We start from the raw sequence: 24,869 nt of genomic DNA on the forward strand, positions 1-24,869 counted from the left end.
ACATTAAACTTATTTTTAATTTAGTGTTTAAGTTTTTTAAGAGCCAGATCTACCTTTTATTTTATAATTAGCAGCAATATCTATCTTTCAATGACTAAATATGTGCTTTTACAAGAGAATTTACATATGGTGACTTGAAAAATAGCAAACACCCTCGATTTAATATAACAAGTAATGTGAACCCAACAGCATCATGCTTATGAAAAATCAAAACAGTCCAGAAGTTATTAAAGTAAATGACCAAAATTTTGGTAGTCATGGCGAACATTGGAATCTATTGACGTCCCATCCTGAAACAGATGTACCAAAATGGTTAGGACTAGCACTTGATGCACCCGTAATGCCAATGGGCTTATGCGAACATGAAGAAGATATGGATCAATCTTTTTGGTTGATTCAAGGCCCACAAAACCAAAAAGTTACAATCAACCAGATTATTGCGGTTGAAAATCAGAAACCTCGCGCACTCAAAACAGCCTTTCCAAGTTTTGAAAGTCCATATCAATATAATGCGAAAATTGAACGTATCATTACTTGTGACTCTGCGACACAAGCTGTTTTAAGTTTAAAACTAAATAAAGATACAACGGTTTATGCATTTGATAATTTATTTAGCGTTAACTCTTGTCAATATGACAAAACTAAAGACTATCAAGTTCAATTTAATGCATGGGCTTATGAATTAGAACCTGTTCCAGCAGGCGAAAAAATCGTTGTTGATGACCCAGCCTCAATTAAACATCACCGTGCATTAAATGCGATTTTGACTGAACATAATGGTGTTGCTCCTGAAAATTTACAGGAACTCATTAATGAATGGCAACCAAAAACTCCAGAAGATCAAGAACCTGTAACCGTTGATTTTTCTAAAATGGTTGCTTATTTATATGGTGAAAATCTTGGTCAAGAAGATGAAGCATGGTTCCAAGGTAATATTGTTGGCAAAACTTCTATGACATTTATGGGGGCAGAATATACCCTTTATGATGTTACTTTGGTTTTAGAAGATGATCTTCCTGCCATATTAGTGCGCATTGCAACCAAAAACGATTTGTATAAAAACTTTAATATTGGCGAATATATTCGCGGTAATATCTGGATTCAGGCGACTATTTGTGCTAAAAAGGGTGAAACTAATTGAATTTCACTAATATTTTAATAATTAGGTTATTGAATGAAGATTATACCCGAACAAACTACCAGCCTCATTCAATCTAGTAGCCTGCGCGTAAAGGTCGATACTGGTGCGTTTTGCTTTTTTGTATTGGGTATGTTTTTAGCTGCCATATTCATGCACCAGTTTGGTTTAGTTCCTTTTTAGTTTATAAAATTTATTCAAAAATAAAGCCCTCATTTGAGGGCTTTATTTTTGATTTACTTAACCATTACGCTTTGCAAAATCATCCATAAAGTTGATTAAAGCCTGTACGCCTTCTAATGGTACGGCATTATAAATACTTGCACGCATACCACCGACAGAGCGATGTCCAGCTAAGTTTAATAAATGGTTTGCTTCCGCTTCTTTTAAGAATTGCTTTTCTAAAGCTTCATCTGCCAAGGTAAACGGTACATTCATAATTGAACGGTTTGGAATTGCAATCGGGTTATTGTAGAAATCGCTTGAGTCGATATAACCATATAATGACTGAGCTTTTGCAAGGTTAACTTTATGGATAGCATCTACCCCACCCTGCTCTAGCAACCACTCAAATACCAAACCAGACAAGTACCAAGCATAAGTCGATGGTGTATTAACCATAGAACCATTTTTCGCTTGGTCACCATATTTCAAGATGCTTGGAATTTCTGGTTTAGCTTGATCAAGTAAGTCATCACGAATAATGACAATTGTTAAACCAGCAGGACCAATATTTTTTTGTGCGCCAGCATAGATCAAACCAAACTTGGTCACATCTAATGGAGCAGATAAAATACTTGATGAATAGTCACAAACGAGTGGAGCTTTTACATCAGGAATTCCTGCAAACTGTAAGCCACCAATCGTTTCATTATCGGCATAATGTACATAGGCTGCGTCGTCAGATAAATTCCATTCGCTTTGTTCAGAAATTGCGAACTTACCATCTACTTTAATACCAGCTTCTACAACATTAATGTCGCCATAACGTTTTGCTTCTTTTAACGCTTTTTCAGACCAGATGCCTGTATCAATATAATCAGCTTTATTGTTCTTACCCAAAAGGTTTAAAGGAATCGCAGAAAATTGTAATGACGCACCGCCTTGTAAAAACAGTACTTTATAGTTTTCTGGAATATTCATTAACTTGCGTAAATCTGCTTCAGCTTTTTCAGCCATAGCAACATAGTCAGCACTACGATGACTCATTTCCATGATGGATAGACCTTTACCATGCCAATCCAACATTTCTTGTTGAGCTTTTTCTAAAACGGCAGTAGGTAATGCAGCAGGACCAGCACAGAAATTGTACGCGCGCATGATTTTTCCCTTGTATAAAGTCAAACACAATAAAAATGGCATTTAACCACAGATTGCTTAAGCTTGCAGCAGCTTCTCAAGTAAATATTTCAATGCTGGACTGTATTTAGGATCATTTTTTCAATTATTGTTGTATTTATTTCTTTGCTTTTATTTGTGATTTTATCCGTTTAAAACATTTTCATTGAGTAAAGATCAACTTGACTTGTGATTATGATTTCACATACTTTGATATGTAGTACAAAATATGGGCTTTATAATATTTAAGAATTAAAGGGAGCTTAAACTATCTTGTTTTTATACAACTGTATAAGAAACAAGATGATAATTGAATTTAATAACAAGAAATTTAAACTATAAGGGATGCCAGAAATTGTTATTTAAAATGCCAGTACATCGATATAGACAGTCTATTTGCCCCTTTTTCTTTAAACCCAAGCATCTTGCTTTGGCCTTAGGACTTTTTTTCACAAATCATTTATATGCTCAAAGCTTAAGCTATGCTGAAGCGGAACAACAAGCTTTGAAGAGTTCATATAGCACTCAAGCTAATCAGGCTTTGCAGCAAGCGTCTCAACTAGAAGCTGAAGCAGTGAAAGGACTCGGATTACCTCGAGTTGATTTAAATGTTAGAGCATATGCCTTTCATAGCGAAACAGACGTCCCCCTCGCCTCTTTTAAACAAAAGCTTGAGAATGATTTAAGTCAGGGGTTCAACGATAAACTTTCACAGTGGAACAATGTCATTCCATCGGATGTGCTTGGACAAGTTCAAGAAGGTGCAAATCAAACTATTCATGATGGTATAAATCGCTTTCCCGACTATGCGAATCTGACTGTAGAAGATCAGGTTGTACGCCCTTCTATTTCGGTCGTTATGCCACTATATACAGGCGGCTTAACCAGTAGTGCAAAAAAAATAGCCAACATTCAAGCACAGCGTTCGGAACTTTCAAGTCAACAACAACAAGATGTACAGCGGTTTGAAGTTGTACAAAGTTATTTTAATGTTCAATTACAACAGCAACTGGTAGCAAGTAGTTTATTCAACTTTAATGCCATGCAAAAACATTACAGCAATGCCCTAAAGCTCGAACAACAAGGGTTTATTAGTAAAGGGCAACGCATGCAGTTTGAAGTCGCGCGTAATAATGCGGAACGTACTTTACAAAGTACTCAAGCCAACTTAAATGCCAGTCGCTTTAGCCTTAATAATCTTTTACATCAACAAAATAATGTAGATTTAAGTACACCCTTATTTGTAAATAACACCCCAAGCCAGTCTCTAGAATCACTTTTAACCAGTTATTCGCAAAAATCTAGCCTTGTACAAAAAATGCAGATGGATACCCAACTGGCTAATGTAAATATTCAAGCTCAACAAGCCGCAAAAAAACCAAGTCTTTTTGCATTTGGTGAATATGCCCTTGATGAAAATGAAAACTGGATTGTAGGTGTAATGGCAAAATACAACATATTCTCTGGTGTAGATAAAAATAAGAATATCCATGCCGCCGAATTAAAGCGTTATGCCTCTGAACTTATGACCGAACGTACTAAACAAGAAATTGAGGCACTTCTAAATAAGTCATATAACGAACTCAACTCTGCTCAGCAAAGCCATCAACTCTTACAAAGAAACGTAAATGCCGCTCAAGAAAACTTACGTATTCAAGAGCTTTCTTTCCGTGAAGGAATGGGTACAGCTACCCAAGTCATTGATGCACAAAATGCTTTAAGTGCTTTAAAAACTGAAATGGCTTTAAATGCCTATAAATATGTCATGTCACTCGCAACTCTATTGCAAAGTCACGGTTCAATTGATCAATTTAAAGCTTACGTTAATCAACCACATACCGACTATATCCGTTAATAGGAGTATAAAATGAATCAAGAATCATCTCATTCAGAACAGGATTCTCTTGCTGCGGATACGGTAGAAACTAACCAATCTCAAAAAAACGATCAAGCGAGTGACACCCCTGAATCAAACATAAATAACGGTGACTCTCAACCACCTAAAAACTCCAAGCTTAAACTGATTATTGGCTTAGTAATTATTGCCCTATTAGGTTTAATTATTTTTGGTTTATGGAAAAGTTATCAGCCAAAGCCTATTGAACTACAAGGTCGGGTTGAAGCCGAAACTATTCACGTGAGTACGAAAGTTCCAAGTCGTATTGAAGAAATTTATGTACAAGAAGGCCAGAAAATTTCCAAAGGCCAGCCACTTGTTCGCTTGGTTAGCCCAGAAATAGAAGCTAAAAAGCAACAAGCCTTGGCAGCTTTACAATCAGCTTTAGCATTTCAATCTACGGTAGACCGTGGTTCTCAGCAAGAAAATATCGATACTCTTTATGCCAACTGGCAAAGCACAAAAGCACAAGCAAACCTTGCAAAAACCACTTACCAACGTGGTGAAAACTTATATAAACAAGGTGTCATTTCTCGTCAAAGACGAGATGAAATGCTAGCGGCTCAAACTTCTGCCCAAGAATTAAGTGAAGCCTCTTATCAACAATATGCACGTGCAAAACGTGGCAGTACGAGCCAACAAAAATCTACAGCAGATGCACAGGTTGAAATTGCAAAAGCAGCTGTAGGTGAAGCAAAAGCACTTGAGGCTGAGACACGTTTATTCTCTCCTATTTCCGGTACAATTTCAAAAACTTACGGGAAGCCTTCCGAGTTAGTCGCTATGGGTGTACCTGTTGTCAGCATTTTAGAAGATGATGATTTATGGGTCAGCTTAAACGTGGGTGAAAATCAATATGCCTCTGTTTATAAAAATAAAACCCTTGAAGGTTTTATTCCTGCACTGAATCAAAATGTGACTTTTAAAATTAAGAATATTGATGCTGAAGGTGAATTTGCCACTATAAAAACTACTCGCCAAACTGGAGGCTATGATATTCGTAGCTTTAAACTTCATCTTGTACCTGAAAAACCAGTGCAAGATTTAAAAGTGGGTATGAGTGTTCTATTTAAAATTAAAGAAGAAAAATAACTTATGTTTGCCAGTATATTACGCGAACTAAACTATCTAAAAAGCAATAAATGGGATTTGTGCATGGTGACACTTATCCCCGCTTTTATCATTTTTTTGTTTAGCAGCATGTTTTACGCAGGTAAAGCTGAACATTTACCCATTGCCATTATTGACCAGGACCAAAGTGAACTCAGCCGCAATATTGAAAAGTATCTTTCGTTGAATCATACGGTAGATATTAAAACGATTACGGCAAGTTCTACTGAAGCGGAACAATTACTTAACGAAACTAAAATCTGGGGTTATGTTTTCATTCCGGACGGTGCTGAAAAGCGCTTTGTGAAAGCGCAAGATGCTCAAATCAGCATTGCTTTTAACCAGTCTTTCTTTAGCGTGGGAAATACGATTTCTTCAGCAATGCTGGTAAGTACCCTCAATGCTTTAGCAGACTATGCAGGCCAAAGTTATCTTGCAAATAATATTCCCTATTTAGATGTACCTACAGCTCATGTAAAAGTATCAACGCTTTACAACCCAAGCATGAGCTATGAGTTTTATTTAGAGCCATTTATGGTTCCTGCCGTATTGCATCTGTTGCTATGCTGCTGTGTTGCTTTTGCAATTGGACAAGAACTAAAACGTAATACCCTCACTCAATGGGTGAACCGAGAAAATTTTATTCAAGGCTTATTGGCTAAAAATTTGCTCTATAGCCTTATTTTTTGTGTATGGACATGGTTATGGATGTTTTGGCTAGTTGAAATCCGTGGCTGGTTCGTAGCGGGTTCCTTAAGTTTATTGCTGGTCGCACAGTTCTTACTTTATTTTGCCTATGCTTTAATTAGCAGTACCGTTATTCTTGCGACCAAGAATTTAAGTAAAACTTTTGGCTTTATTGCCGTCTATGGTGGCTCATCTTTAAGTTTTGCAGGCGTTACTTTGCCTTTAAATAATGCACCGATTTTCACTAAATTTTGGTCACTCATTATCCCCTATACACCTTATGCCAAGCTGCAAACCGAACAATGGGTGATTGGTAGTCCACTTTTCATTTCAATGACTCCCTTTTTAATACTCATAGGTTACTGCCTTATTTACTTCTTTTTAAGTTCTCTACTGCTTAAAAAATTAATTCGGGGAGCAACTCCATGAAAGAGTTTTTAAAGGCTTATGGGCAAACATTTAAAGATATTGTTAGTAATAGCTCGGTTTTCACAACTCTGATTTTATCGGTCATTCTTTATAGCTTTTTTTATCCAACTGCCTATAAAGCTGAGCGTGCAGAATCAATTCCAATTGTGATTGTTGATGAAGAACAAAGCCTATTAACCTCTCAATTAATCGGCCAAAGTGCAAATAGTCCACATGTTCATATTGTTACCGTTACAAGTAATTTCTTACAAGCTGAACAAATGGTGCGTGAACAAAAGGCCGATGGTATTTTACTTTTACCCAGCAACTTAACACAAAGCTTACGCCGAGGAGAAACAGGCGGAATTGGCTTATATCTGAGCACAACAAACTTTTTAAAAACTAAAGAAATTGGTTTAGGTTTAGCCACATCCATTGAAGCCACATTAAAAGAATATATTGAAAGATTTGGAGAGCGCACACATTTCCAACCGGCCCTTTCTATTCATCAAGTCCCGTTATTTAACCCGCTTTCAGGATATGGAAGTTATATTTTTCCAGCTGTTGCAGGTTTAATTATCCATCAAACTATTGTGTTAGGTTTAGCGATGCTAATCGCAAGCTACCGTGAACAACACCAAAAAATTACAGGTGTTCGCTTCGCTGGAATTTTTGCAAGTATATTTACCATTGGCTGTTTAGGATGTTTTTATCTTTTCGGTTTTACCTTGTGGTTCAATGACTATCCGCACGGTGGGAATTTTACTGGTTTGCTAGTCGCTGTTCCTATTTTTGTTAGTTGTGTGATTGGATTAGGCATGCTGATTGGCTCACTTTTAGATATGCCAGAACGTGCTGGACATATTATTGTGTTTAGCTCTATACCTTTATTCTTATTAACTGGAGCTGCATGGCCTCATCAAGCCATGCCCGAGTGGTTACAATGGTTTGCTTGGTGTTTACCCTCTACACATGCCGTACAAATGTTTGTACAACTTAATCAGATGGGTGTTCCTTTAGCAACGGTTGTACCAAAATTGATATTTCTTGCGACAGCCGGATTAATATTAATGTGCTTAGCTTATTATCGACTTGTTAAAAAATCTTCTTCATAAAATAAAAAAGGAAGCTTACGCTTCCTTTTTTATTTAATTTCTACTTACTCTTCTGATGCATCGTCATTCGTAGACACTGCATCTTCGGTATCTAATTCTGAAGTATCAACCTCTCCTTCGAGAAACTCTTCTTCATCTTCAACCGCTTCAATAGACACAACACCCACCAAGGTTTCTTCTTCGCTTAAACGAATTAGACGTACACCTTGTGCATTACGACCAGTCATTGCAACTTCTGCCGCGCGAGTACGAACTAATGTACCACCATCAGAAATAAGCAACAGTTCTTTGCTTTCATCAATAGATACCGCACCCACAAGCTCACCATTACGTTCACTTGTCTTAATTGCAATAACACCCTTACCACCACGTTTTTTGGTTGGGAAGTCATTTACAGGAGTACGTTTACCATAACCATTGGCACTCGCACACAGCACTTCACCCGTTTCAGGAACAACAACAAGTGATACGATGCGACTTACTACACTTAACTCTGCTGAATCTTCATTATCATCAGATTCATCATTTTCAATTTCTGCATCTTCTTCACTTAAAGTGTTGCTTGCAATGCTAACGCGCATACCACGGACGCCTTTAGCAGTACGACCCATTGAACGCACATCGGTTTCAGCAAAACGAATTGCCTTACCTTCATTTGAGAACAACATGATTTGCTGATTACCATCAGTAATCGCAACACCAATTAAGGTATCCTCTTCATTAAGTTCAATTGCACGTAAGCCATTTGAACGAATGTTAGAGAACTGCTCTAAATCAACACGTTTAACTGTACCTGAAGCTGTTGCCATAAATACGTAATGGTTTTCTAGGAACTCTGTTAACGGCAAGATCGCAGTTACTGTTTCGTTCGCATCTAAAGGTAACAAGTTTATAATCGGGCGGCCTTTTGCACCACGTGATGCTTGAGGCACTTCAAATACGCGAAGGCGATATACTTTACCTACGTTAGTAAAGCACAGCACAGTCGCATGGTTTGAAGCTACAATGAGATGTTGAATAAAGTCATCACTCTTCATTGAAGTTGCAGACTTACCACGTCCACCACGGCGCTGAGCCTGATAGTCAGAAAGCGGTTGAGTTTTTGCGTAGCCTGTTTGTGAAACCGTTAATACAACTTGTTCTTCTGGAATTAAATCTTCACGACTAAAATCAATACGCGATTCAATGATTTCCGTACGACGTCCATCACCATACTGTTGTAAAACTTGTGCTAATTCTTCACGAATCACAGCCATCAATAAATTGAAATCATTAAGAATTGCCGTAAGTTCAGCAATTTGACCTAAAATTTCAGTATATTCAGCATGTAATTTATCTTGCTCAAGACCCGTTAAACGATGTAAACGCAATTCTAAAATTGCACCTACTTGCGTTGGAGATAGACGATAAATCGATTCAGACAAGCCAAATGGACGATCTGGGTTTTCACCTTCGATTTCATCTGGACGAACAGAAATAGCACCAGCTTTTTCGAGTAAAGAAACGACACCACCGCCAGCCCACTCACCTGCTAGTAAACGCTCACGCGCTTCAGCTGGGTTAGCAGAAGTTTTAATGGTTTCGATAATTTCATCAATATTGGCTAAGGCAACGGTTAAGCCTTCCAAGATATGACCACGTTCACGTGCTTTACGCAATTCGAACATGGTACGGCGTGTCACTACTTCTTGGCGGTGACGAATAAATGCCGCAATAATATCTTTCAGATTCATCAATTTTGGTTGTCCATTGTCAAGACAAACCATGTTGATGCTGAATGAGTTTTCAAGCTGTGTATTTAAGAATAAGTTATTTACAATGACTTCTGCGTTTTCACCGCGTTTCAAGTCAATCGCAATACGCATACCGTCTTTATCAGACTCATCACGAAGCTCTGAAATACCTTCAAGTTTTTTCTCTTTAACTAACTCGGCAATACGCTCAATAACTCTTGCTTTGTTAACTTGATATGGAATTTCAGTAAAGACGATGGTTATACGACCTGTCTTTTCATCTTCTTCGAAATGGTACTTACCACGAATGTGTAGTCGACCTTTACCTGTACGGTAAGCATCAACAATACCTGATTTACCGTAAATAATACCGCCTGTAGGGAAATCAGGACCACTAATATATTCCATCAATCCTTCAATCGAGATATTCGGATTGTCGGCATAGGCTAAACATGCATTCACAACTTCTGTCATGTTGTGTGGTGCCATGTTTGTTGCCATACCAACAGCAATACCGGCAGCACCATTAATTAGCAAGTTTGGAACACGTGTCGGAACCACCTGAGGAATACGCTCAGATCCGTCGTAGTTATCTTCCCAGTCAACAGTGTCTTTTTCTAGATCTGCAAGAAGTTCGTGCGCTAACTTTGTCATACGGACTTCGGTATAACGCATTGCAGCTGCGCTATCGCCATCAATCGAACCGAAGTTACCCTGACCATCTACCAATAAATAACGTAAGCTAAAGTCCTGAGCCATACGTACAATGGTTTCATAAACAGCTGAGTCACCATGAGGGTGATATTTACCGATTACGTCCCCAACAACACGTGCAGATTTCTTGTAGGCTTTGTTATAGTCATTGCCCAATTCGTGCATGGCAAATAGCACACGACGGTGAACAGGTTTTAGACCGTCTCTCACATCCGGCAATGCACGAGATACGATTACACTCATCGCGTAATCTAAATATGAATGCTTGAGTTCATCCTCAATGGCAATCGGTCGGATTTCCGATACGCTCATGCATACTCCTTCTTACAGATAGAAATTTCCATCTGCTTATATGTCTTGATCTTGCAAAAAATTTAGTTCCGAAAACTGAACTAAAGTCGAAAAAAATATAGCTGTATACTATAGCACAAACTGCTCATTAACTGGGAGTTTAACAATCTGAAAATAGCATTTTTTTACAATAAAAATTCCATTAGAATTAACAAGTTAAAATTAGACATTTCTGCTTTTAAATGTATTTTTAAAAACTGCACAATTCGACTAAAATACAACCAACACAAAAGTGCTCCCTAGAGAGCACTTTTTATTTATTCTTAAAAATAAAACTTTTTTAATTAGTTTGGTTCAACGATATTTAGCTTGAACATTCTTGTTTTTAGTCAAATCTATTATTCTTCTGATTTCTTTAAAAATCATTTTAGAGTTTTTATTTTACAGGTCGATATTGAACAGGAACCCACTGATATCCTTTTGAATTTTTACCAATATGTCCTATGCCAGGAAAAGCAACATGTGCCGCCCCCACCCACCATTGGTTTTTATAGGCTTGCTCAAAAATACTTTTACGGACTGCTACCGCATGTTTAGAGTCAGTATCAGGTTTATAACTTGCCTCGGGGTAAGGAAATTGTACTGCCGCATAATGTACAACATCACCTAAACCTAAGAACTTTTGCCCTTTCTGCCCATCTACCAAATAAGATGAATGACCTTCCGTATGCCCATGAGTCGTTATGAGTTGAACATTAGGTACGTTAAAAGAAGCTTTAGTAAAAGCAATCAATCGACCAGCCTCCTGGTAAGGCTTTAATGCATCTCTGGTCATTTTAAATATTGGCTTAAAAAAATCAGTGGCTTTTGCTTCATTAACAGTCGATGTCCAGTAGTCCACATCCTCTTTAGCTAAATACACTTTGGCATTCGGATAAGCCATTTTGCCATCTAGCGTAATTCCACATAAATGATCAGGATGAGCATGTGTAATCAAGATCGTATCTATTTTTTCAGGCTGTACCCCCGCCTTCTTCAAATTTTCACGTACATACCCCAAGGTTGGACCAAAACATTTTGCGGTACCTGCATCAATTAAAATGTTTTGTGTAGGTGTTTGTACAAGGTAAGCAGAGAAATCTGTGACAATCTGATTATGTTCATCTACAGGAACAAAATTTTCTGTAAACAACTGATTCGCTTTTTCAGCTGAAATACCCAATAAATCACTACGAGGTAATCCTAGTTCTCCATCGAATAATGCTGTTACTTTGAGATTGCCTACAGGTTGTAAAAAATAACCATCAACCTGATGAACGCTGGAGTTTTGTTGAGCATGTATGATAACACTGGCGCTTGCTAGCAATAATATCGCAATTGATTTTAATGATTTCACAATAGAATCCTTGGTATTTTAATACCTCAACTCTATCCATTTTTATCTATCTAAATCGCTCAAAAATCTGTGTGAATCGCTCAAATTGAATTATTCGACAGCAAGCACAGTCGGATCTACACCATAACGCTGCATAAAACGTTCACGAAAGATAGAAACAGATTGGTAACCCGATTTTGCTGCAATAGTTTTCATGGGCAATTTATTTGAATATAACAGCTCAAGTGCATAAGCAAGGCGTGCATGAGTAATTGTTTCTCTTAAGGACGTTTCTTCATGCTTAAGTTTGCGGCGAAGTGTTGCACTACTTACACTTAAACGCATTTCAATCTCACTCGATTGCCAATGGTGTTCTGGATTATCTATCACCCAATCATGAATTATTTTTGCCAATTTAGGTGGAGGTAGAATTAATACATCTGAATAATGCTGTTGGCATAACTGTACCAGTATAGAAGCAATGCATAAACGGGCTTTCACCAGATCATTATCAAACAAAGCCGTCTGCCACTCAGCTAGATGTGTAGCAAAATCATCGATTGAAAATTTTAATATGGCTCCAGTTTTATCTATAACTGGTTTAGCCCAAATCATCTGTGCAGCTTGAATCACCTCTTCACACATGGGTACAAGAATAGTTAAATATTCACCTGTCACTGGATCTGGCAGATTAACTGCATCAATAATCGTATCGGGTTTCACGATATACAGCTGGCCAGCACTTAAATTGATTTTTGTTGTTTGGATATTTAGTTGTTGTTGACCATGCAAAATGATGCCCATGTGCAACTGGTTCACTTTAATATTTGACAGACCATGCTGATTTTTAGATCGAATACACAAATAATCTCGCGCCATATCTGCCCTTGCCAATCTCACAAGTGATTGATGCAACTGATGAGCCTCTACGGAAGTAGAAAAATTGATATTCATAATGATGATCTAAATAAAAACGCCCTTGGCTATTTATAGCACAAGGGCGTTTTTGAATAGGTGACAAGCTGTAAATTACAACTTGCTTACCAACTCTGGTACTACAGTGTTCAAATCACCAACTAACCAGTAGTCAGCAACACTGTTGATTGGTGCTTCTTCGTCTTTGTTGATTGCAACAATAACTTTAGAATCTTTCATACCAGCCAAATGCTGGATCGCACCAGAAATACCTACAGCAACATAAAGGTCAGGTGCAACGATCTTACCAGTTTGTCCAACCTGGAAGTCGTTAGGTACAAAACCTGCATCAACTGCCGCACGTGAAGCACCTTGTGCTGCACCAAGCTTGTCAGCTAATGGATCAAGTACTTTATGGTAGTTCTCACCAGAACCTACACCACGACCACCAGAAACAACAATGCGAGCAGCTGTCAATTCAGGACGGTCAAGTTTCACGATTTCTTCAGATACAAAATTAGAAATACCTGCATCTTTCGCTTCACTTACTGCTTCAACGGTAGCAGAACCACCTTCAGCAGCTACTGGATCAAATGCTGTACCACGAACTGTACCAACAATGATTGCTTCGTCAGATTGAACAGTAGCAATCGCGTTACCTGCATAGATCGGACGCTTGAATGTGTTAGCAGATTCAACAGAAATAATGTCTGTGATCATGCTTACATCAAGAAGAGCAGCAACACGTGGAAGAATGTTCTTACCTGTCGTTGTAGAAGCAGCTAATACGTATTTGTAACCTTTAGCCAAATCAGCAACTAAAGCAGCTACGTTTTCAGCTAACTGGTTTGCATAAGCAGCGTTGTCAGCAAGTAAAACCTTGCTTACACCAGCAACTTTAGCAGCAGCATCAGCAACTGCCTGAGCACCAGAACCAGCAACTAATACAGTAATATCACCACCGATTTTTTGTGCTGCAGCAACAACGTTTAAAGTAGCACCGTTAAGTACTTGGTTGTTGTGGTCAGCGATAACTAAAATACTCATGATTTTATCCTTCCGTATTAGATCACTTTCGCTTCATTTTTCAATTTTTCAACAAGCTCATCTACAGATTTCACTTGTACGCCAGCTTTACGTTCTGCTGGAGCTTCAACTTTAACAGTTTTAAGCTTAGTACCAGCTGTAACGCCATAATCAGCAGGAGATTTAGTATCAAGTGGCTTCTTACGAGCTTTCATGATGTTAGGCAAAGCTGCATAACGTGGCTCATTCAAACGCAAGTCAGTTGTAATGATTGCAGGAAGTGCCAGTTCAACAGTTTGTAAACCACCGTCAACTTCACGAGTTACTTGTACTTTGCCGCCATCAACTTTCACTTCAGAAGCGAATGTACCTTGACCCGCACCTAATAATGCGCCAAGCATTTGACCTACTTGGTTAGAGTCATCATCAATTGCTTGTTTACCAAGAAGGATAAGTTCTGGTTTTTCAGCATCAACAACACCTTTTAAAATTTTAGCAACTTCTAAAGCGCCAATTTCATCAGTGGTTTCAACCAAAATACCGCGGTCTGCACCCAAAGCCATTGCAGAACGGATTTGTTCTTGAGCTTCTTTAGGACCAACAGAAACAACAACGATTTCTGATACTGTTCCTTTTTCTTTTAAGCGAACCGCTTCTTCCACTGCGATTTCACAAAATGGGTTAATTGACATTTTAACGTTAGTAAGGTCAACCCCACTATTGTCCGGCTTAACACGAACTTTGACGTTGGCATCAACCACGCGTTTTACAGCAACAAGAGCCTTCATGTAATCCTCGGCTGTTCTAGCAAAAGTAAATGTTGAGAAAAGTATATTAACTCTTCAATTAAAATTTTTTAGGTACCCTATCTTGCAATGTGTTTGGCATTTCGGTCAAGTCACAATTTCCGCTACTGCTATAAAAAAGATGAAATGCCCAGTTCACTAATTCAAATTGCTTATTCACTCAATGAATTTAGCAAATAAGCCAAACAAATTTTAAACCTTGAATTTCTTGATATTTTAAAAAATATGGCAGCTTAAAACCCTTTAATTCTAGTGAGGAGAAAAACAACAAAAACATCATTTTCTCACCCAATGAAAGTACTTAAAGTACTCTGAAAAACTGGCAATAAAGTAAGAACATACATAAAATAAATATTGAAAAAAATAAAAAGTAATCGCCTATTACCAACTTATCTTTCAGCATATATTTCTATTGAAAACAAAAGATTAAACTACCATTTAAACATAGGTAATGGACTCCAAGGCTTTTGTAAAAAACGTTTTAGCCCTAAACAAACTAGAGTTTTATGGAATCCAGCGTTTGGATATTGACTCGTTAACTTTTTAAACTCGCTTCTTGAAATATTTGAACGAAATAAGCCTAAAGAAAAATCTGTATAATCAGCTTGTCTAAAATATTCAACCAATGGATATTCTGAACACTTTGTCCTTGTTAATTTATGATGCTCTGTAATCATCAATGTTATTTCTATTTACCAATCTAATAACCGATGCAAAGTAAGATAACTTAACATCACTTTGACGGATGGCTCTAAATAATCAATTGTTTTACTTGTCCATATCCCAATATCATGAAAGGCAACAGCAATCGCTATTTTACGTATAGTATCTTCACGACTATCTTGGCTTAATATTAAACAACATGCGGCAACACGTTTACAGTGATTTAAGTATCCTTGATAATCTCTATCAATAATAGTTTGATATTCCTTCAAAATTGTCTCAATCAAGATACTACATTGTCTAAATGCATCTTGATCAAGTGATAAAATCAAACGTTCTTTAGTGTTCATTCTTTTGTGCTCTTGGATGAGCTCGATCATAGACTTGCGCCAAATGATCAAAATCAATATGCGTATAAATTTGTGTGGTAGACAAATTACTATGCCCCAACATTTCTTGCACCGATCGTAAATCACCACTACTTGATAACATATGGCTAGCAAAACAATGCCGCAATAAATGAGGATGTAAATCTACATTCACACCGGCTCTTTGCGCTTGAAGCTTTACACGCTTCTCGATTTGACGTGGGGTTAATACACCACCTCTTTGAGAAATAAAAACAAAAGCATTTTGATCAAAATGGCCTTTCCAGATTTTGTAAATTTTTAACCAATTCAATAGGCTTTCTTTCGCCTTTTTTCCAAATGGTACAATACGGGTTTTATTTCCTTTACCTGTAATACGCACCAGTTGCCGATTAAAATCTATATCTTTAATTGTTAAACCTTGCAGTTCAGCCAGACGCAAACCACTTGAGTAAAGCAACTCCAACATAGCTTTATCACGTAACCACAGTTGCTGATCAATCGGTTTTTCAGGCATAGGTTGATCTAAAATCTGATTAACCGTTTCTATGTCGATCATACCGGGCAAGGGTCTAGGCTGACGTTTTAGTTTAAAGTCATCTGTAGGGTTAATTTCTAGATATTTTCCTTGTTCAGCCCATTTCATGAACTGGCGAATGGAAGTGAGATGACGCTGCATACTACTTGAACTTAACTGGTCCTGCTCAACACGCTGGGCCAAATATTCACGCAAATCTGAAGCTTCAACATTTCTTAAATCAATTTGTTTGAGATCACAAAACTCAAGAAAGCTTTTAACATCTCTTTCATAAGCAGTAATCGTATGCTCAGACTGGTTCTGAATTTTTCTTTCTTTTAACCACATTGAGAGCAGTTGTAATGCAAAATCCAAATTGCTCTCCATTTATTTGCTCATTTTATTTTTTCAGTGTACCAAAAAGTAGTTGATCAGGAAAATTGAGATCTTACAGCATAACAACTAACTACCTTATATATGTATTACACTTTAGCTCAAGTATTTGTCGGAACCTTGCTGCCATGACCACCATACTCATACCCTATCTACTTGCAATTACCTTACTTACGCTTACCCCTGGTCTAGATACGACTTTAATTATTCGTACCGCTACACTTGAAGGTAAATCCAAAGCATTCCAAGCAGCAGTAGGCATTAGCCTTGGTTGTATTGCGTGGGGAATCGTGGTTGCTTGCGGTCTGGGTGCTTTGCTCATGGCTTCTGATTTAGCTTTTAATATATTGAAATGGATGGGGGCCGCTTATCTTGCATGGCTGGGTTTGAATATGATTTTAAAACCGCGTAGTCAACTTACAGATATGCAAGGGAGTAATTCAAATATACCCACTTCACAAAATTGGTTCATTAAAGGTTTTTTGGGTAATTTACTTAATCCTAAAGTCGGCATTTTTTATATTTCATTTCTTCCCCAATTTATTCCACCGCAAGCATCGGCTGTCACTTGGGTCATGGGGCTAGTGATGATTCATGTAGTAATTGGAATGTTATGGTCAACTCTATTAATTTTGGCTATGCAACCACTGTCGCGTTATCTAAAGCAACCTAAATTTGTGAAATATATGGACCGTATTACAGGCAGTATTTTTGTGTTGTTTGCTTTGAAATTGGCTTTGAGCAAAAAGTAAACCTAAAAAGCGTGCTGGCACCTAGCACGCTTAATATAACTTAAAGAGTTACTTCAGCTTTTTTAAATAGTCTTTTATTTGGATTACAACTTCATCTGCATATTTTTCTGCCAACTGATGATCTCCCCCTTTAACAATATGCAATGTTGAACTTTTAAATATCTGATTTAAGTATGTCCCCACTTCAACTGGACTCACTGGATCTTGGTCGCCCCAAATTAGTAAAGTTTCGATGCTTATATCTGACAAAAATTCTTCATAGTTAATATTGGTAGTAACAAACCAATCTGGATATTTTAAAAATGCTTGGCGATATGCTTCACGCCAATCTTGTACATTGAATCTTTCAAGATTGATTCCACCAGAAGTTGCAATCAAGACCAGCCCTTTAACCAGTTGAGGTTTTTGCAACGCTGCGGCAACAGCAAAAATTCCTCCCATAGATTGAGCAATAATTACAGACTCATCATTAATTTGATTAAGAACATAGTTTGTTAAGTCTTTAAAATTTTTAACCTCTACAGATTCTGGTGTATCTCCAAAGCCCGGATAACCAATAATTTTTGTATGATACTGCTGAGGTAGTTTTTCAATTAATGGATGCCAAAAACTAATACTTCCTGAAGCACCGGGAAGGAAAATTAAATTATTCATATTTCTTATAAAGTAGTTAAATCAAATATTATTGTACATATAAAAGAAAGCCTCTTTTATCAGTTTAGTTGATGAAAAGAGGCTTCTATTTAGGTAACGCTATTAGCCTTGGAAATAACGTAAATCCAAACGCCCATCATACACATGGGTTGTTGGACCAGTCATCCAGACCACATCGCCTTCTTGCCATTCGATTTGCAATTTACCGCCAGCCAATTCAACTTCTACAGAATTAGCAAGTAAGCCACGGCGCATGCCACTTACCGCAGCAGCACAAGCACCTGTACCACATGCAAGTGTTTCACCTACACCACGTTCAAATACACGAAGGCGCACATGGTTTTCATCAATTACTTGCATAAAACCAGCATTCACACGCTCAGGAAAACGTTTATGTGACTCAACTTGTGGACCAATACCAGCGACATCTGCCGTGAGTACATCAGGAACAATCGTTACGGCATGAGGATTGCCCATATTGACCACATCAATACTAATGTTTTGGTCATTGGCTAACTCAAGTGTATATAAAGCTTCCGGTTGTTCAGCAACAAATGGAATTTCATTTGGTAAAAATTTCGGGTAACCCATATTCACGCGTACCCAACCATTTTGCCCCAGTTCTGGCTTTACAATACCGGCTTTGGTTTGAACAGTAATATTGGTTTTGCTCGTTAAATGACGCTCATGTACAAAACGAGCAAAACAACGGACACCGTTACCACACTGTTCAACTTCAGAACCATCAGCATTAAAAATACGATATTTAAAATCTGCTTCTGGTAAATCTGGTGGTTCAACAATTAAAAGCTGATCAAAACCAATCCCAAAATGACGGTCAGCTAAGCGTTGAATTGTTTCTGTATCTAAATAAGCACGCTGGCTAATCAGATCAACCACCATAAAGTCATTGCCTAAGCCATGCATTTTAGTAAATTCTAATAACATCTCATTTACTCCTCAGGCAATAAACGTTCTTTTTCCCAAAGGGATTCAACTGTTTCACGTTCACGAATCAAATGAGCTTTATCGCCTGATACCATTACTTCAGCGGCACGTCCACGTGTGTTGTAATTTGAACTCATTACAAAACCATAAGCACCAGCACCGAGAACAGCTAACAAGTCATTTTCTTTTAAAGCCAATGAACGATCTTTACCAATGAAGTCACCTGTCTCACAGATTGCACCAACAAGATCCCAAGTTTTTTCTTCAGTATCTGAACTTGGTACCACAGGTTGGATATCCATCCACGCTTCATATAATGCAGGGCGAATCAAATCGTTCATTGCGGCATCAATAATGGCAAAGTTACGGTGGCTCGTTGGTTTAAGCAAATCAACTTTTGTTAAAAGCACGCCTGCATTTGCGCTAATGCTACGGCCCGGCTCCATATAAACCTTGAGACCTAACTTTTCTAAAGCAGGTTTCATTGAGTTGGCATATTCTTCAACACTTGGTGGCGTCTCATCTTTATAACAAACGCCTAAACCACCGCCAATATCAATATGTTTAAGATTGATGCCAAGTTTTTTTAATTCATCAATCATCAACATGACACGATCTAAAGCATCAACAAATGGCTTAGTCTCGGTTAATTGCGAACCGATGTGGCAGTCAATCCCAATAATTTCAAGGTTGGGTAAAGATGCAGCATATTGATAAGTTTCATAAACGGTATCACTTGGAATACCAAATTTATTTTCTTTAAGACCTGTTGAAATATAAGGATGTGTTTTTGCATCTACATCAGGATTTACACGTAAAGAAATCGGAGCTTTCTTACCCAAACGAGCCGCAACTTTTTGAAGACGGTCTAGTTCTGCGTATGACTCTACGTTAAAGCAAGCAATACCTACATTTAACGATGTTTCAATATCAACTTCGGTTTTACCTAAACCCGAGAAAACAATTTTAGATGCATCCCCACCCGCTTTTAAAACACGTGCAAGCTCACCACCAGATACGATATCAAAACCCGCACCAAGTTTTGCCAATACATTAAGAACAGCTAAATTTGAGTTAGATTTCACCGCAAAACAGATTTGATGATCAATAAAGTCAAAAGCACGATCCATATCTAGATAATGTTTTTCAAAAGCTGTTTTTGAATAAACATACAACGGTGTGCCAAATTGCTGCGCAAGCTGCTCCAGAGAACATTGCTCTGCGTGCAATACTCCATTAATGCGGGTGAAACTCATGAATGTGTCCTTATTTCAAAGCTTAAGGTGATGTTGTTTGGGTTGGAGCTGTTGAAGATTCGGCTGACTGTTCAGCCTTTTCATCGTTTTGCACAACTTGTTTTGGTTCTTTATTACGATAGAGCAAGTATTTTGCACGTTTGTCATAATTTGGATCAGAAGGTAGTTGTAATACTCCTGACTGACCACAAGCACTAAGCAAAACACTGCTGCTCAATAAACTGATGAGGCAAATGACACGACGCATCTGAGCACCTGATTTAAACAATTCGATGCAGTATACCGTGATCATGCAAGCGGCTAAAGAGTAAACTTAAAGAGAAAAACAATATGCATAAAAAACGCCAGCTTTTCAGCTGGCGTTTAGTCATAACCAAATAAGTTTAATTATTTTTTATTGCGTGGTTTATAGAAGAAGAAATAACCAATGAGCAAGATAATAAACCAGATTGGACTTACCTTAAGCGCCTTAAATGTGTCAGGCTCTAAAGACAATACATAAATCATGCCAACAAAGAAAATAATGGTGATCCAACATGTAAATAAACCACCCGGTAATTTAAATGTTGATTTGGCATGTAGTTCAGGGCGCGTAGTGTAATAGCGGATGTAACTCCAGATAATTAACAACCACACACAAATGAACAGAATCGTTGAAAGTGTTGTTGCAAGCGTAAACGCCTCAACGGTATTTGGAACAAAATACTGTAAAGCCGCACCTAACAATAAACACGCAGCAGAGAAATACAATGCATTTGCAGGTACTGCACGTTTGTTCAACTTACCAAAAGCTTTAGGTCCTTGGTCTTCACGTGATAGACCAAATAACATACGACTTGTTGAAAACACGCCACTGTTCATTGATGACATCACTGATGACAATACGACTAAGTTCATCAAGATTGCTGCTGCTGCAACACCTGCTTGACTAAACAAATTTACAAATGGACTGATGGCTGGATCAATTCGATTCCATGGTGTTACTGACATTACAATAATTAATGCGAACACATAGAAAATAATGATACGAATTGGAATTGAGTTAATTGCTTTAGGCAAATTACGTTCAGGATCTTTAGTTTCCGCAGCCGTTGTTCCAACCAGCTCTACACCAACGAAAGCAAAAATCGCAATCTGGAAGCCTGCTAAGAAACCATGCACCCCTGTTGGGAAGAAACCACCATTGGCCCACAAATGAGTAAAGGATGCCACTTCACCAGTAGTCGAGGTAAAGCCTGTAAAGATCATCCATAAACCCACAGCAATTAAAATGATAATTGCAAGGATCTTAATAAGCGCAAACCAAAACTCCAATTCACCAAACAAGCGAACTGTTAACAAGTTCAAACCCATAATGAATACGATGGCCGCAACACTGATCATGGCACCTTCGACAGGCGAGAAAGGTAGACCATTATTAAAGAATTGTAAGTAATAGATAATTGCAGACAGATCGGCAATACCAATTGTGATCCAGCATAGCCAATACGTCCAGCCTACAAAATAACCTGCCCATGGGCCAATTAAATCTGTTGTAAAATCAATAAATGATTTGTAGGCCAAATTTGAAAGAAGTAGTTCGCCAAGCGCACGCATGACAAAAAACACCATCACACCAATGATCAGGTAAATAAATAAGATTGAGGGGCCAGCAAGACTAATTGTTTTGCCCGATCCCATAAACAATCCCGTACCAATTGCACCGCCAATCGCGATCAGCTGTAAATGCCGATTTGAGAGGCTACGATGGAGCTCACCTTGTTCATGAGACTCACTCAGATTTTGATTCGACATCTTATCAATACACTCCAGTAATTTTTTTTAGTCCGTTAGCTAAAATCAAAAAGACGATATCGCACCATTTGCAGGTATCTTTTAAATGTATATTTTTGATAACTTTTCAGCTAACCGATTTTTATCTGTATTGCTGATGATTTCAAGCTACATACAATTAAATCTGATAATACGCACAAGCCCATAGCAATACAACGCACTTTACGGTCTAAAAACATGACTTGAACTTGTCTGATTTTTAAATTAAAAAGACGACTCAATTGACCGTTTTTCTAATATTCAATTTCATTTCAGTCCTTCATCTGTTTATTAAAAACACCCCTTCTCGACCTTAATCTTTTAAATTATCTAACACATGACAATGACCTGATATTTTCGTTATTTTAAATTAAGCAAAATGTATTCCACTTCAAAACTGATTCTCTATTTTGGTTTTGTTATACTCCGTTTCTACTATTAATTAAGAAGTTTTTAACTGAAGTCGAATATGAGCAAAGTCAAAACTGTTTACCGTTGCGAACAATGTGGTGCCGACCACCTTAAATGGGCAGGTCAATGTTCAGAGTGTGGTGAATGGAATTCTTTGACTGAAGTCAAACTTGAGCCTACCACTGCACACCGAGCACGTCCCAAAACTGGGGGCTATGCAGGCCAAGCCGCCAATATTACAACACTCAATAAAGTCTCAGTTTCCCATGAAACCCGCTTACAGACAGGGATTAGCGAATTTGATCGTGTACTTGGCGGAGGCTTAGTTACCGGTTCAGTTGTGCTAATCGGCGGTGACCCCGGTATTGGTAAATCGACCATTCTGTTACAAACAGCGACCCACATGGCAAGCGCGAAAAGCTCTGCACTTTATATTACGGGTGAAGAATCTTTATCTCAGGTTGCTCTACGTGCTCAACGTCTTGATTTGCCTACTGACAAATTAAAAGCCATGGCCGAAACCTGTGTAGAACGAATTTGTGAGGTTTTAGAACAAGAAAAGCCTGCGGTAGCTATTTTAGATTCTATTCAAACGCTTTACACCGAAACACTTCAATCGGCACCAGGTGGTGTTTCTCAAATTCGTGAATCTGCTGCATTACTTACACGTTATGCAAAAAATAGTGGCACGGCGCTATTTCTTGTTGGTCATGTGACCAAAGAAGGTGCACTTGCTGGCCCTCGTGTTTTAGAGCACATGGTGGATTGTGTACTTTACTTTGAAGGTCAATCCGACTCACGCTATCGAATGATTCGTGCTGTTAAAAACCGTTTTGGTGCGGTCAATGAACTGGGTGTATTTGCCATGACAGATAAAGGGCTACGTGAAGTTGCTAACCCTTCTGCCATTTTCTTGAGTCGTTATGATGAAGCGATCCCCGGTTCAATTGTCATGATTAGCCGTGAAGGGACCCGCCCTCTTTTAGTCGAAGTACAAGCTTTAGTTGACGATGCACAAGGCCAACCACGACGTGTCGCATTAGGTCTTGAACAAAACCGTTTAAACATGCTACTTGCTGTAATGCATCGTCATGGCGGTGTCCAAACCACAGGACAAGACGTCTATGTCAATATTGTGGGTGGCTTAAAAATTACTGAAACAGGTTCCGATTTAGCAGTTTTGTTAGCATGTGCTTCAAGTCTACGCACTAAAGCCCTACCCCAACAACTTGCAGTTTTTGGCGAAGTTGGTCTTTCGGGTGAAATTCGTCCAGTCCCTAATGGTCAAGAACGTTTAAAAGAAGCTGCAAAACATGGCTTTAAATATGTCATTTTACCTAGAGGTAATGCGCCGCAAAAAGCAATTCCAGGCGTACAAGTCATTGCGGTTGCCCGCCTGCATGAAGCATTGACCGAAGCAATGCAACTTAGTGATGAATTGACATAAAAAAACATACTTTTATAGTTGAAATTTAGCGCAAATACCTTCATAAATACTATTACAATTTAATTTTAAACAGGAATTTCCTATGGAAGTACACCAGCGTGGCTTGATTACCGGTATTTTAATGGCTGCTTTAGCAATTTCGCCTCTTGCTGAAGCTAAACGTGCAGGTGGTGGTAAAAGCCACGGTATGGCACGCTCGACTACTTCAAGCCAGTCTTATCAACAACCTCGTCAAGTGACTCCTGCTCAACAACCTGCTACTGCACCTCAAAGATCTGGTCCAGGCGTTGGTTCAATGGTTGCAGCTGGTGTGGCTGGTGCTGCCGTAGGTGCTGTTGCAGCAAATGCTTTAGCTGATGACAAACCAACATCAACTGAACATCAAGCAACTCAAGCTGGAACAGACCAAGCTGCTCAAGCACAAGAAGAGAAGAAAGGCGGAATTCCTGGCTGGATTTGGGTATTACTTGCAGCAGCTTTAGCCTTTTTTGTATTCCGCAAATTGGGCGCAAAAAAAAAATTAGCGGGTAATAATCCTTACGCACCAAACAACGGCGGTCAAAACCCATTTGGCCGTTCTGCTGCACCACAAGCGACACCACGTAATGCTGGGGATAATACAAACATCTTTGGTCAGTCTGTGGCTGGTGGCGCTGCAACCCAAGCTCCTTTTGGCGGTGTAACAACCAGCAATGGCAACCAACTTCCAGATGGTAGTGAACCAGCTGCGTTCTTGCGTATCGCACGTCAACGTTTTAATCACATCCAATCGATGAATACTGCAAGTAACATTGAAGAAATTCGCCGTTACTTAACACCAGAACTTTATACTTCTATGTATAACGACATCATGGAAAACCAAGATCAAGACGTTGCTGAATTTAGCAATCTTAATGCGATGGTTGTAGACAGTGCGACTGAAAATGGTCAATACGTTGTGAGCGTACGCTTCACAGGTAATGTGAGTGAAGATTTAAACAGCTTGCCACAACCATTTACTGAAATCTGGCACTTTGTTAAACCTGCTGGCTCTCAGCAAGACTGGGTAGTTGCAGGTATTCAACAAGCTTAAATTGAATAAGCTCTAAATAAAAA

21 protein-coding genes and 1 pseudogene are annotated in these 24,869 nt (G+C 38.4%); 9 read left to right on the forward strand and 13 right to left on the reverse strand.

Annotation, left to right across the window (positions count from 1 at the left end):
* Positions 1-199: 199 nt before the first annotated feature.
* Together ASF86_RS09915 and ASF86_RS19800 are read left to right on the forward strand one after the other, a co-directional pair.
* Positions 200-1,141 (forward strand): hypothetical protein, encoded by a 942-nt coding sequence (locus ASF86_RS09915; RefSeq protein ID WP_026056190.1) that lies wholly within the window; start codon positions 200-202, stop codon positions 1,139-1,141.
* 33 nt (positions 1,142-1,174) lie between these two features.
* Positions 1,175-1,321: a hypothetical protein gene (locus ASF86_RS19800; protein WP_005038822.1), complete on the forward strand. Its 147-nt coding sequence runs from the start codon at positions 1,175-1,177 to the stop codon at positions 1,319-1,321.
* Positions 1,322-1,378: 57 nt separating this feature from the next.
* Here ASF86_RS19800 and serC read toward each other — a convergent pair whose 3' ends face one another.
* Complete coding sequence (serC, locus tag ASF86_RS09920) at positions 1,379-2,458, reverse strand: 3-phosphoserine/phosphohydroxythreonine transaminase (protein ID WP_005038821.1); 1,080 nt, start codon at positions 2,456-2,458, stop codon at positions 1,379-1,381.
* 385 nt (positions 2,459-2,843) lie between these two features.
* Between serC and ASF86_RS09925 the strand changes: the two genes are divergently transcribed.
* The 4 genes from ASF86_RS09925 to ASF86_RS09940 are packed head-to-tail and all read left to right on the forward strand — an operon-like array spanning position 2,844 to position 7,693.
* Complete coding sequence (locus tag ASF86_RS09925; protein WP_056481542.1) at positions 2,844-4,331, forward strand: TolC family protein; 1,488 nt, start codon at positions 2,844-2,846, stop codon at positions 4,329-4,331.
* Positions 4,332-4,343: 12 nt separating this feature from the next.
* Positions 4,344-5,465 (forward strand): HlyD family secretion protein, encoded by a 1,122-nt coding sequence (locus tag ASF86_RS09930; protein ID WP_017391820.1) that lies wholly within the window; start codon positions 4,344-4,346, stop codon positions 5,463-5,465.
* 3 nt (positions 5,466-5,468) lie between these two features.
* On the forward strand, positions 5,469-6,599 hold the full coding sequence (locus ASF86_RS09935) for an ABC transporter permease (RefSeq protein ID WP_155860160.1): 1,131 nt from the start codon (positions 5,469-5,471) through the stop codon (positions 6,597-6,599).
* Positions 6,596-7,693 carry an ABC transporter permease gene (locus ASF86_RS09940; RefSeq protein ID WP_017391818.1) on the forward strand — a complete coding sequence of 366 codons (1,098 nt, stop codon included), beginning with the start codon at positions 6,596-6,598 and terminating at the stop codon, positions 7,691-7,693. Before ASF86_RS09935 ends, ASF86_RS09940 begins: the two co-directional genes overlap by 4 nt.
* A 44-nt stretch (positions 7,694-7,737) precedes the next feature.
* On the opposite strand, the gene gyrA is transcribed toward ASF86_RS09940, so the two are convergent.
* The 7 genes and pseudogenes from gyrA to xerA all read right to left on the reverse strand — a co-directional run bounded on the left by gyrA (position 7,738) and on the right by xerA (position 16,449).
* Positions 7,738-10,452 carry a DNA gyrase subunit A gene (gene gyrA / locus ASF86_RS09945; RefSeq protein WP_017391817.1) on the reverse strand — a complete coding sequence of 905 codons (2,715 nt, stop codon included), beginning with the start codon at positions 10,450-10,452 and terminating at the stop codon, positions 7,738-7,740.
* A gap of 415 nt (positions 10,453-10,867) precedes the next feature.
* On the reverse strand, positions 10,868-11,827 hold the full coding sequence (locus ASF86_RS09950) for an MBL fold metallo-hydrolase (RefSeq protein ID WP_056481548.1): 960 nt from the start codon (positions 11,825-11,827) through the stop codon (positions 10,868-10,870).
* A gap of 90 nt (positions 11,828-11,917) precedes the next feature.
* Positions 11,918-12,760, reverse strand: coding sequence for a helix-turn-helix domain-containing protein (locus ASF86_RS09955; protein WP_171252331.1), 843 nt, complete (start codon positions 12,758-12,760; stop codon positions 11,918-11,920).
* Positions 12,761-12,835: 75 nt separating this feature from the next.
* Positions 12,836-13,768: an electron transfer flavoprotein subunit alpha/FixB family protein gene (locus ASF86_RS09960; protein WP_004643792.1), complete on the reverse strand. Its 933-nt coding sequence runs from the start codon at positions 13,766-13,768 to the stop codon at positions 12,836-12,838.
* A gap of 17 nt (positions 13,769-13,785) precedes the next feature.
* Positions 13,786-14,535, reverse strand: a complete 750-nt coding sequence (locus ASF86_RS09965; protein ID WP_003650176.1) for an electron transfer flavoprotein subunit beta/FixA family protein — start codon at positions 14,533-14,535, stop codon at positions 13,786-13,788.
* 449 nt (positions 14,536-14,984) lie between these two features.
* Positions 14,985-15,566 (reverse strand): annotated as a pseudogene (locus ASF86_RS09970) (phosphohydrolase).
* Positions 15,556-16,449, reverse strand: a complete 894-nt coding sequence (xerA, locus tag ASF86_RS09975; protein ID WP_080595434.1) for a site-specific tyrosine recombinase/integron integrase — start codon at positions 16,447-16,449, stop codon at positions 15,556-15,558. The pseudogene ASF86_RS09970 and the gene xerA overlap by 11 nt, the downstream one beginning before the upstream one ends.
* Before the next feature lie 173 nt (positions 16,450-16,622).
* Between xerA and ASF86_RS09980 the strand changes: the two genes are divergently transcribed.
* Positions 16,623-17,246, forward strand: a complete 624-nt coding sequence (locus ASF86_RS09980) for a LysE family translocator (protein ID WP_056481554.1) — start codon at positions 16,623-16,625, stop codon at positions 17,244-17,246.
* A gap of 48 nt (positions 17,247-17,294) precedes the next feature.
* On the opposite strand, the gene ASF86_RS09985 is transcribed toward ASF86_RS09980, so the two are convergent.
* From ASF86_RS09985 to ASF86_RS10005, 5 genes are all read right to left on the reverse strand, one after another.
* A complete protein-coding gene (locus tag ASF86_RS09985; RefSeq protein ID WP_056481557.1) occupies positions 17,295-17,900 on the reverse strand; it encodes an alpha/beta fold hydrolase in 606 nt (201 codons plus the stop codon).
* Between the two features lie 102 nt (positions 17,901-18,002).
* Positions 18,003-18,848: a diaminopimelate epimerase gene (dapF, locus tag ASF86_RS09990; protein ID WP_003650169.1), complete on the reverse strand. Its 846-nt coding sequence runs from the start codon at positions 18,846-18,848 to the stop codon at positions 18,003-18,005.
* A 5-nt stretch (positions 18,849-18,853) separates the two neighbouring features.
* On the reverse strand, positions 18,854-20,104 hold the full coding sequence (gene lysA, locus ASF86_RS09995; RefSeq protein WP_056481560.1) for a diaminopimelate decarboxylase: 1,251 nt from the start codon (positions 20,102-20,104) through the stop codon (positions 18,854-18,856).
* Between the two features lie 22 nt (positions 20,105-20,126).
* Positions 20,127-20,351, reverse strand: a complete 225-nt coding sequence (lptM, locus tag ASF86_RS10000) for an LPS translocon maturation chaperone LptM (protein WP_005038802.1) — start codon at positions 20,349-20,351, stop codon at positions 20,127-20,129.
* 140 nt (positions 20,352-20,491) lie between these two features.
* On the reverse strand, positions 20,492-21,898 hold the full coding sequence (locus ASF86_RS10005; RefSeq protein ID WP_004643801.1) for an amino acid permease: 1,407 nt from the start codon (positions 21,896-21,898) through the stop codon (positions 20,492-20,494).
* Positions 21,899-22,385: 487 nt separating this feature from the next.
* On the opposite strand from ASF86_RS10005, the gene radA reads away from it, so the two are divergent.
* Both radA and ASF86_RS10015 read left to right on the forward strand, forming a co-directional pair.
* Positions 22,386-23,774 carry a DNA repair protein RadA gene (radA, locus tag ASF86_RS10010; protein WP_005038799.1) on the forward strand — a complete coding sequence of 463 codons (1,389 nt, stop codon included), beginning with the start codon at positions 22,386-22,388 and terminating at the stop codon, positions 23,772-23,774.
* An 82-nt stretch (positions 23,775-23,856) separates the two neighbouring features.
* Positions 23,857-24,846, forward strand: a complete 990-nt coding sequence (locus ASF86_RS10015; RefSeq protein ID WP_056481563.1) for a Tim44 domain-containing protein — start codon at positions 23,857-23,859, stop codon at positions 24,844-24,846.
* The last annotated feature ends 23 nt before the right edge of the window (positions 24,847-24,869 follow it).

The sequence above is a fragment of the Acinetobacter sp. Leaf130 genome, from assembly GCF_001423205.1.
In the GTDB taxonomy this organism is placed as follows: domain Bacteria; phylum Pseudomonadota; class Gammaproteobacteria; order Pseudomonadales; family Moraxellaceae; genus Acinetobacter; species Acinetobacter calcoaceticus.

What these genes read in the sequence shown, in the direction of transcription:
- ASF86_RS09915 (WP_026056190.1), top strand. Translation starts at nt 200, where the DNA reads ATGAAAAATCAAAACAGTCCAGAAGTTATTAAAGTAAATGACCAAAAT.
- ASF86_RS19800 (WP_005038822.1), top strand. Translation starts at nt 1,175, where the DNA reads ATGAAGATTATACCCGAACAAACTACCAGCCTCATTCAATCTAGTAGC.
- serC (WP_005038821.1), bottom strand. Translation starts at nt 2,458, where the DNA reads ATGCGCGCGTACAATTTCTGTGCTGGTCCTGCTGCATTACCTACTGCC.
- ASF86_RS09925 (WP_056481542.1), top strand. Translation starts at nt 2,844, where the DNA reads ATGCCAGTACATCGATATAGACAGTCTATTTGCCCCTTTTTCTTTAAA.
- ASF86_RS09930 (WP_017391820.1), top strand. Translation starts at nt 4,344, where the DNA reads ATGAATCAAGAATCATCTCATTCAGAACAGGATTCTCTTGCTGCGGAT.
- ASF86_RS09935 (WP_155860160.1), top strand. Translation starts at nt 5,469, where the DNA reads ATGTTTGCCAGTATATTACGCGAACTAAACTATCTAAAAAGCAATAAA.
- ASF86_RS09940 (WP_017391818.1), top strand. Translation starts at nt 6,596, where the DNA reads ATGAAAGAGTTTTTAAAGGCTTATGGGCAAACATTTAAAGATATTGTT.
- gyrA (WP_017391817.1), bottom strand. Translation starts at nt 10,452, where the DNA reads ATGAGCGTATCGGAAATCCGACCGATTGCCATTGAGGATGAACTCAAG.
- ASF86_RS09955 (WP_171252331.1), bottom strand. Translation starts at nt 12,760, where the DNA reads ATGAATATCAATTTTTCTACTTCCGTAGAGGCTCATCAGTTGCATCAA.
- ASF86_RS09960 (WP_004643792.1), bottom strand. Translation starts at nt 13,768, where the DNA reads ATGAGTATTTTAGTTATCGCTGACCACAACAACCAAGTACTTAACGGT.
- ASF86_RS09965 (WP_003650176.1), bottom strand. Translation starts at nt 14,535, where the DNA reads ATGAAGGCTCTTGTTGCTGTAAAACGCGTGGTTGATGCCAACGTCAAA.
- xerA (WP_080595434.1), bottom strand. Translation starts at nt 16,449, where the DNA reads ATGTGGTTAAAAGAAAGAAAAATTCAGAACCAGTCTGAGCATACGATT.
- ASF86_RS09980 (WP_056481554.1), top strand. Translation starts at nt 16,623, where the DNA reads ATGACCACCATACTCATACCCTATCTACTTGCAATTACCTTACTTACG.
- ASF86_RS09985 (WP_056481557.1), bottom strand. Translation starts at nt 17,900, where the DNA reads ATGAATAATTTAATTTTCCTTCCCGGTGCTTCAGGAAGTATTAGTTTT.
- dapF (WP_003650169.1), bottom strand. Translation starts at nt 18,848, where the DNA reads ATGTTATTAGAATTTACTAAAATGCATGGCTTAGGCAATGACTTTATG.
- lysA (WP_056481560.1), bottom strand. Translation starts at nt 20,104, where the DNA reads ATGAGTTTCACCCGCATTAATGGAGTATTGCACGCAGAGCAATGTTCT.
- lptM (WP_005038802.1), bottom strand. Translation starts at nt 20,351, where the DNA reads ATGCGTCGTGTCATTTGCCTCATCAGTTTATTGAGCAGCAGTGTTTTG.
- ASF86_RS10005 (WP_004643801.1), bottom strand. Translation starts at nt 21,898, where the DNA reads ATGTCGAATCAAAATCTGAGTGAGTCTCATGAACAAGGTGAGCTCCAT.
- radA (WP_005038799.1), top strand. Translation starts at nt 22,386, where the DNA reads ATGAGCAAAGTCAAAACTGTTTACCGTTGCGAACAATGTGGTGCCGAC.
- ASF86_RS10015 (WP_056481563.1), top strand. Translation starts at nt 23,857, where the DNA reads ATGGAAGTACACCAGCGTGGCTTGATTACCGGTATTTTAATGGCTGCT.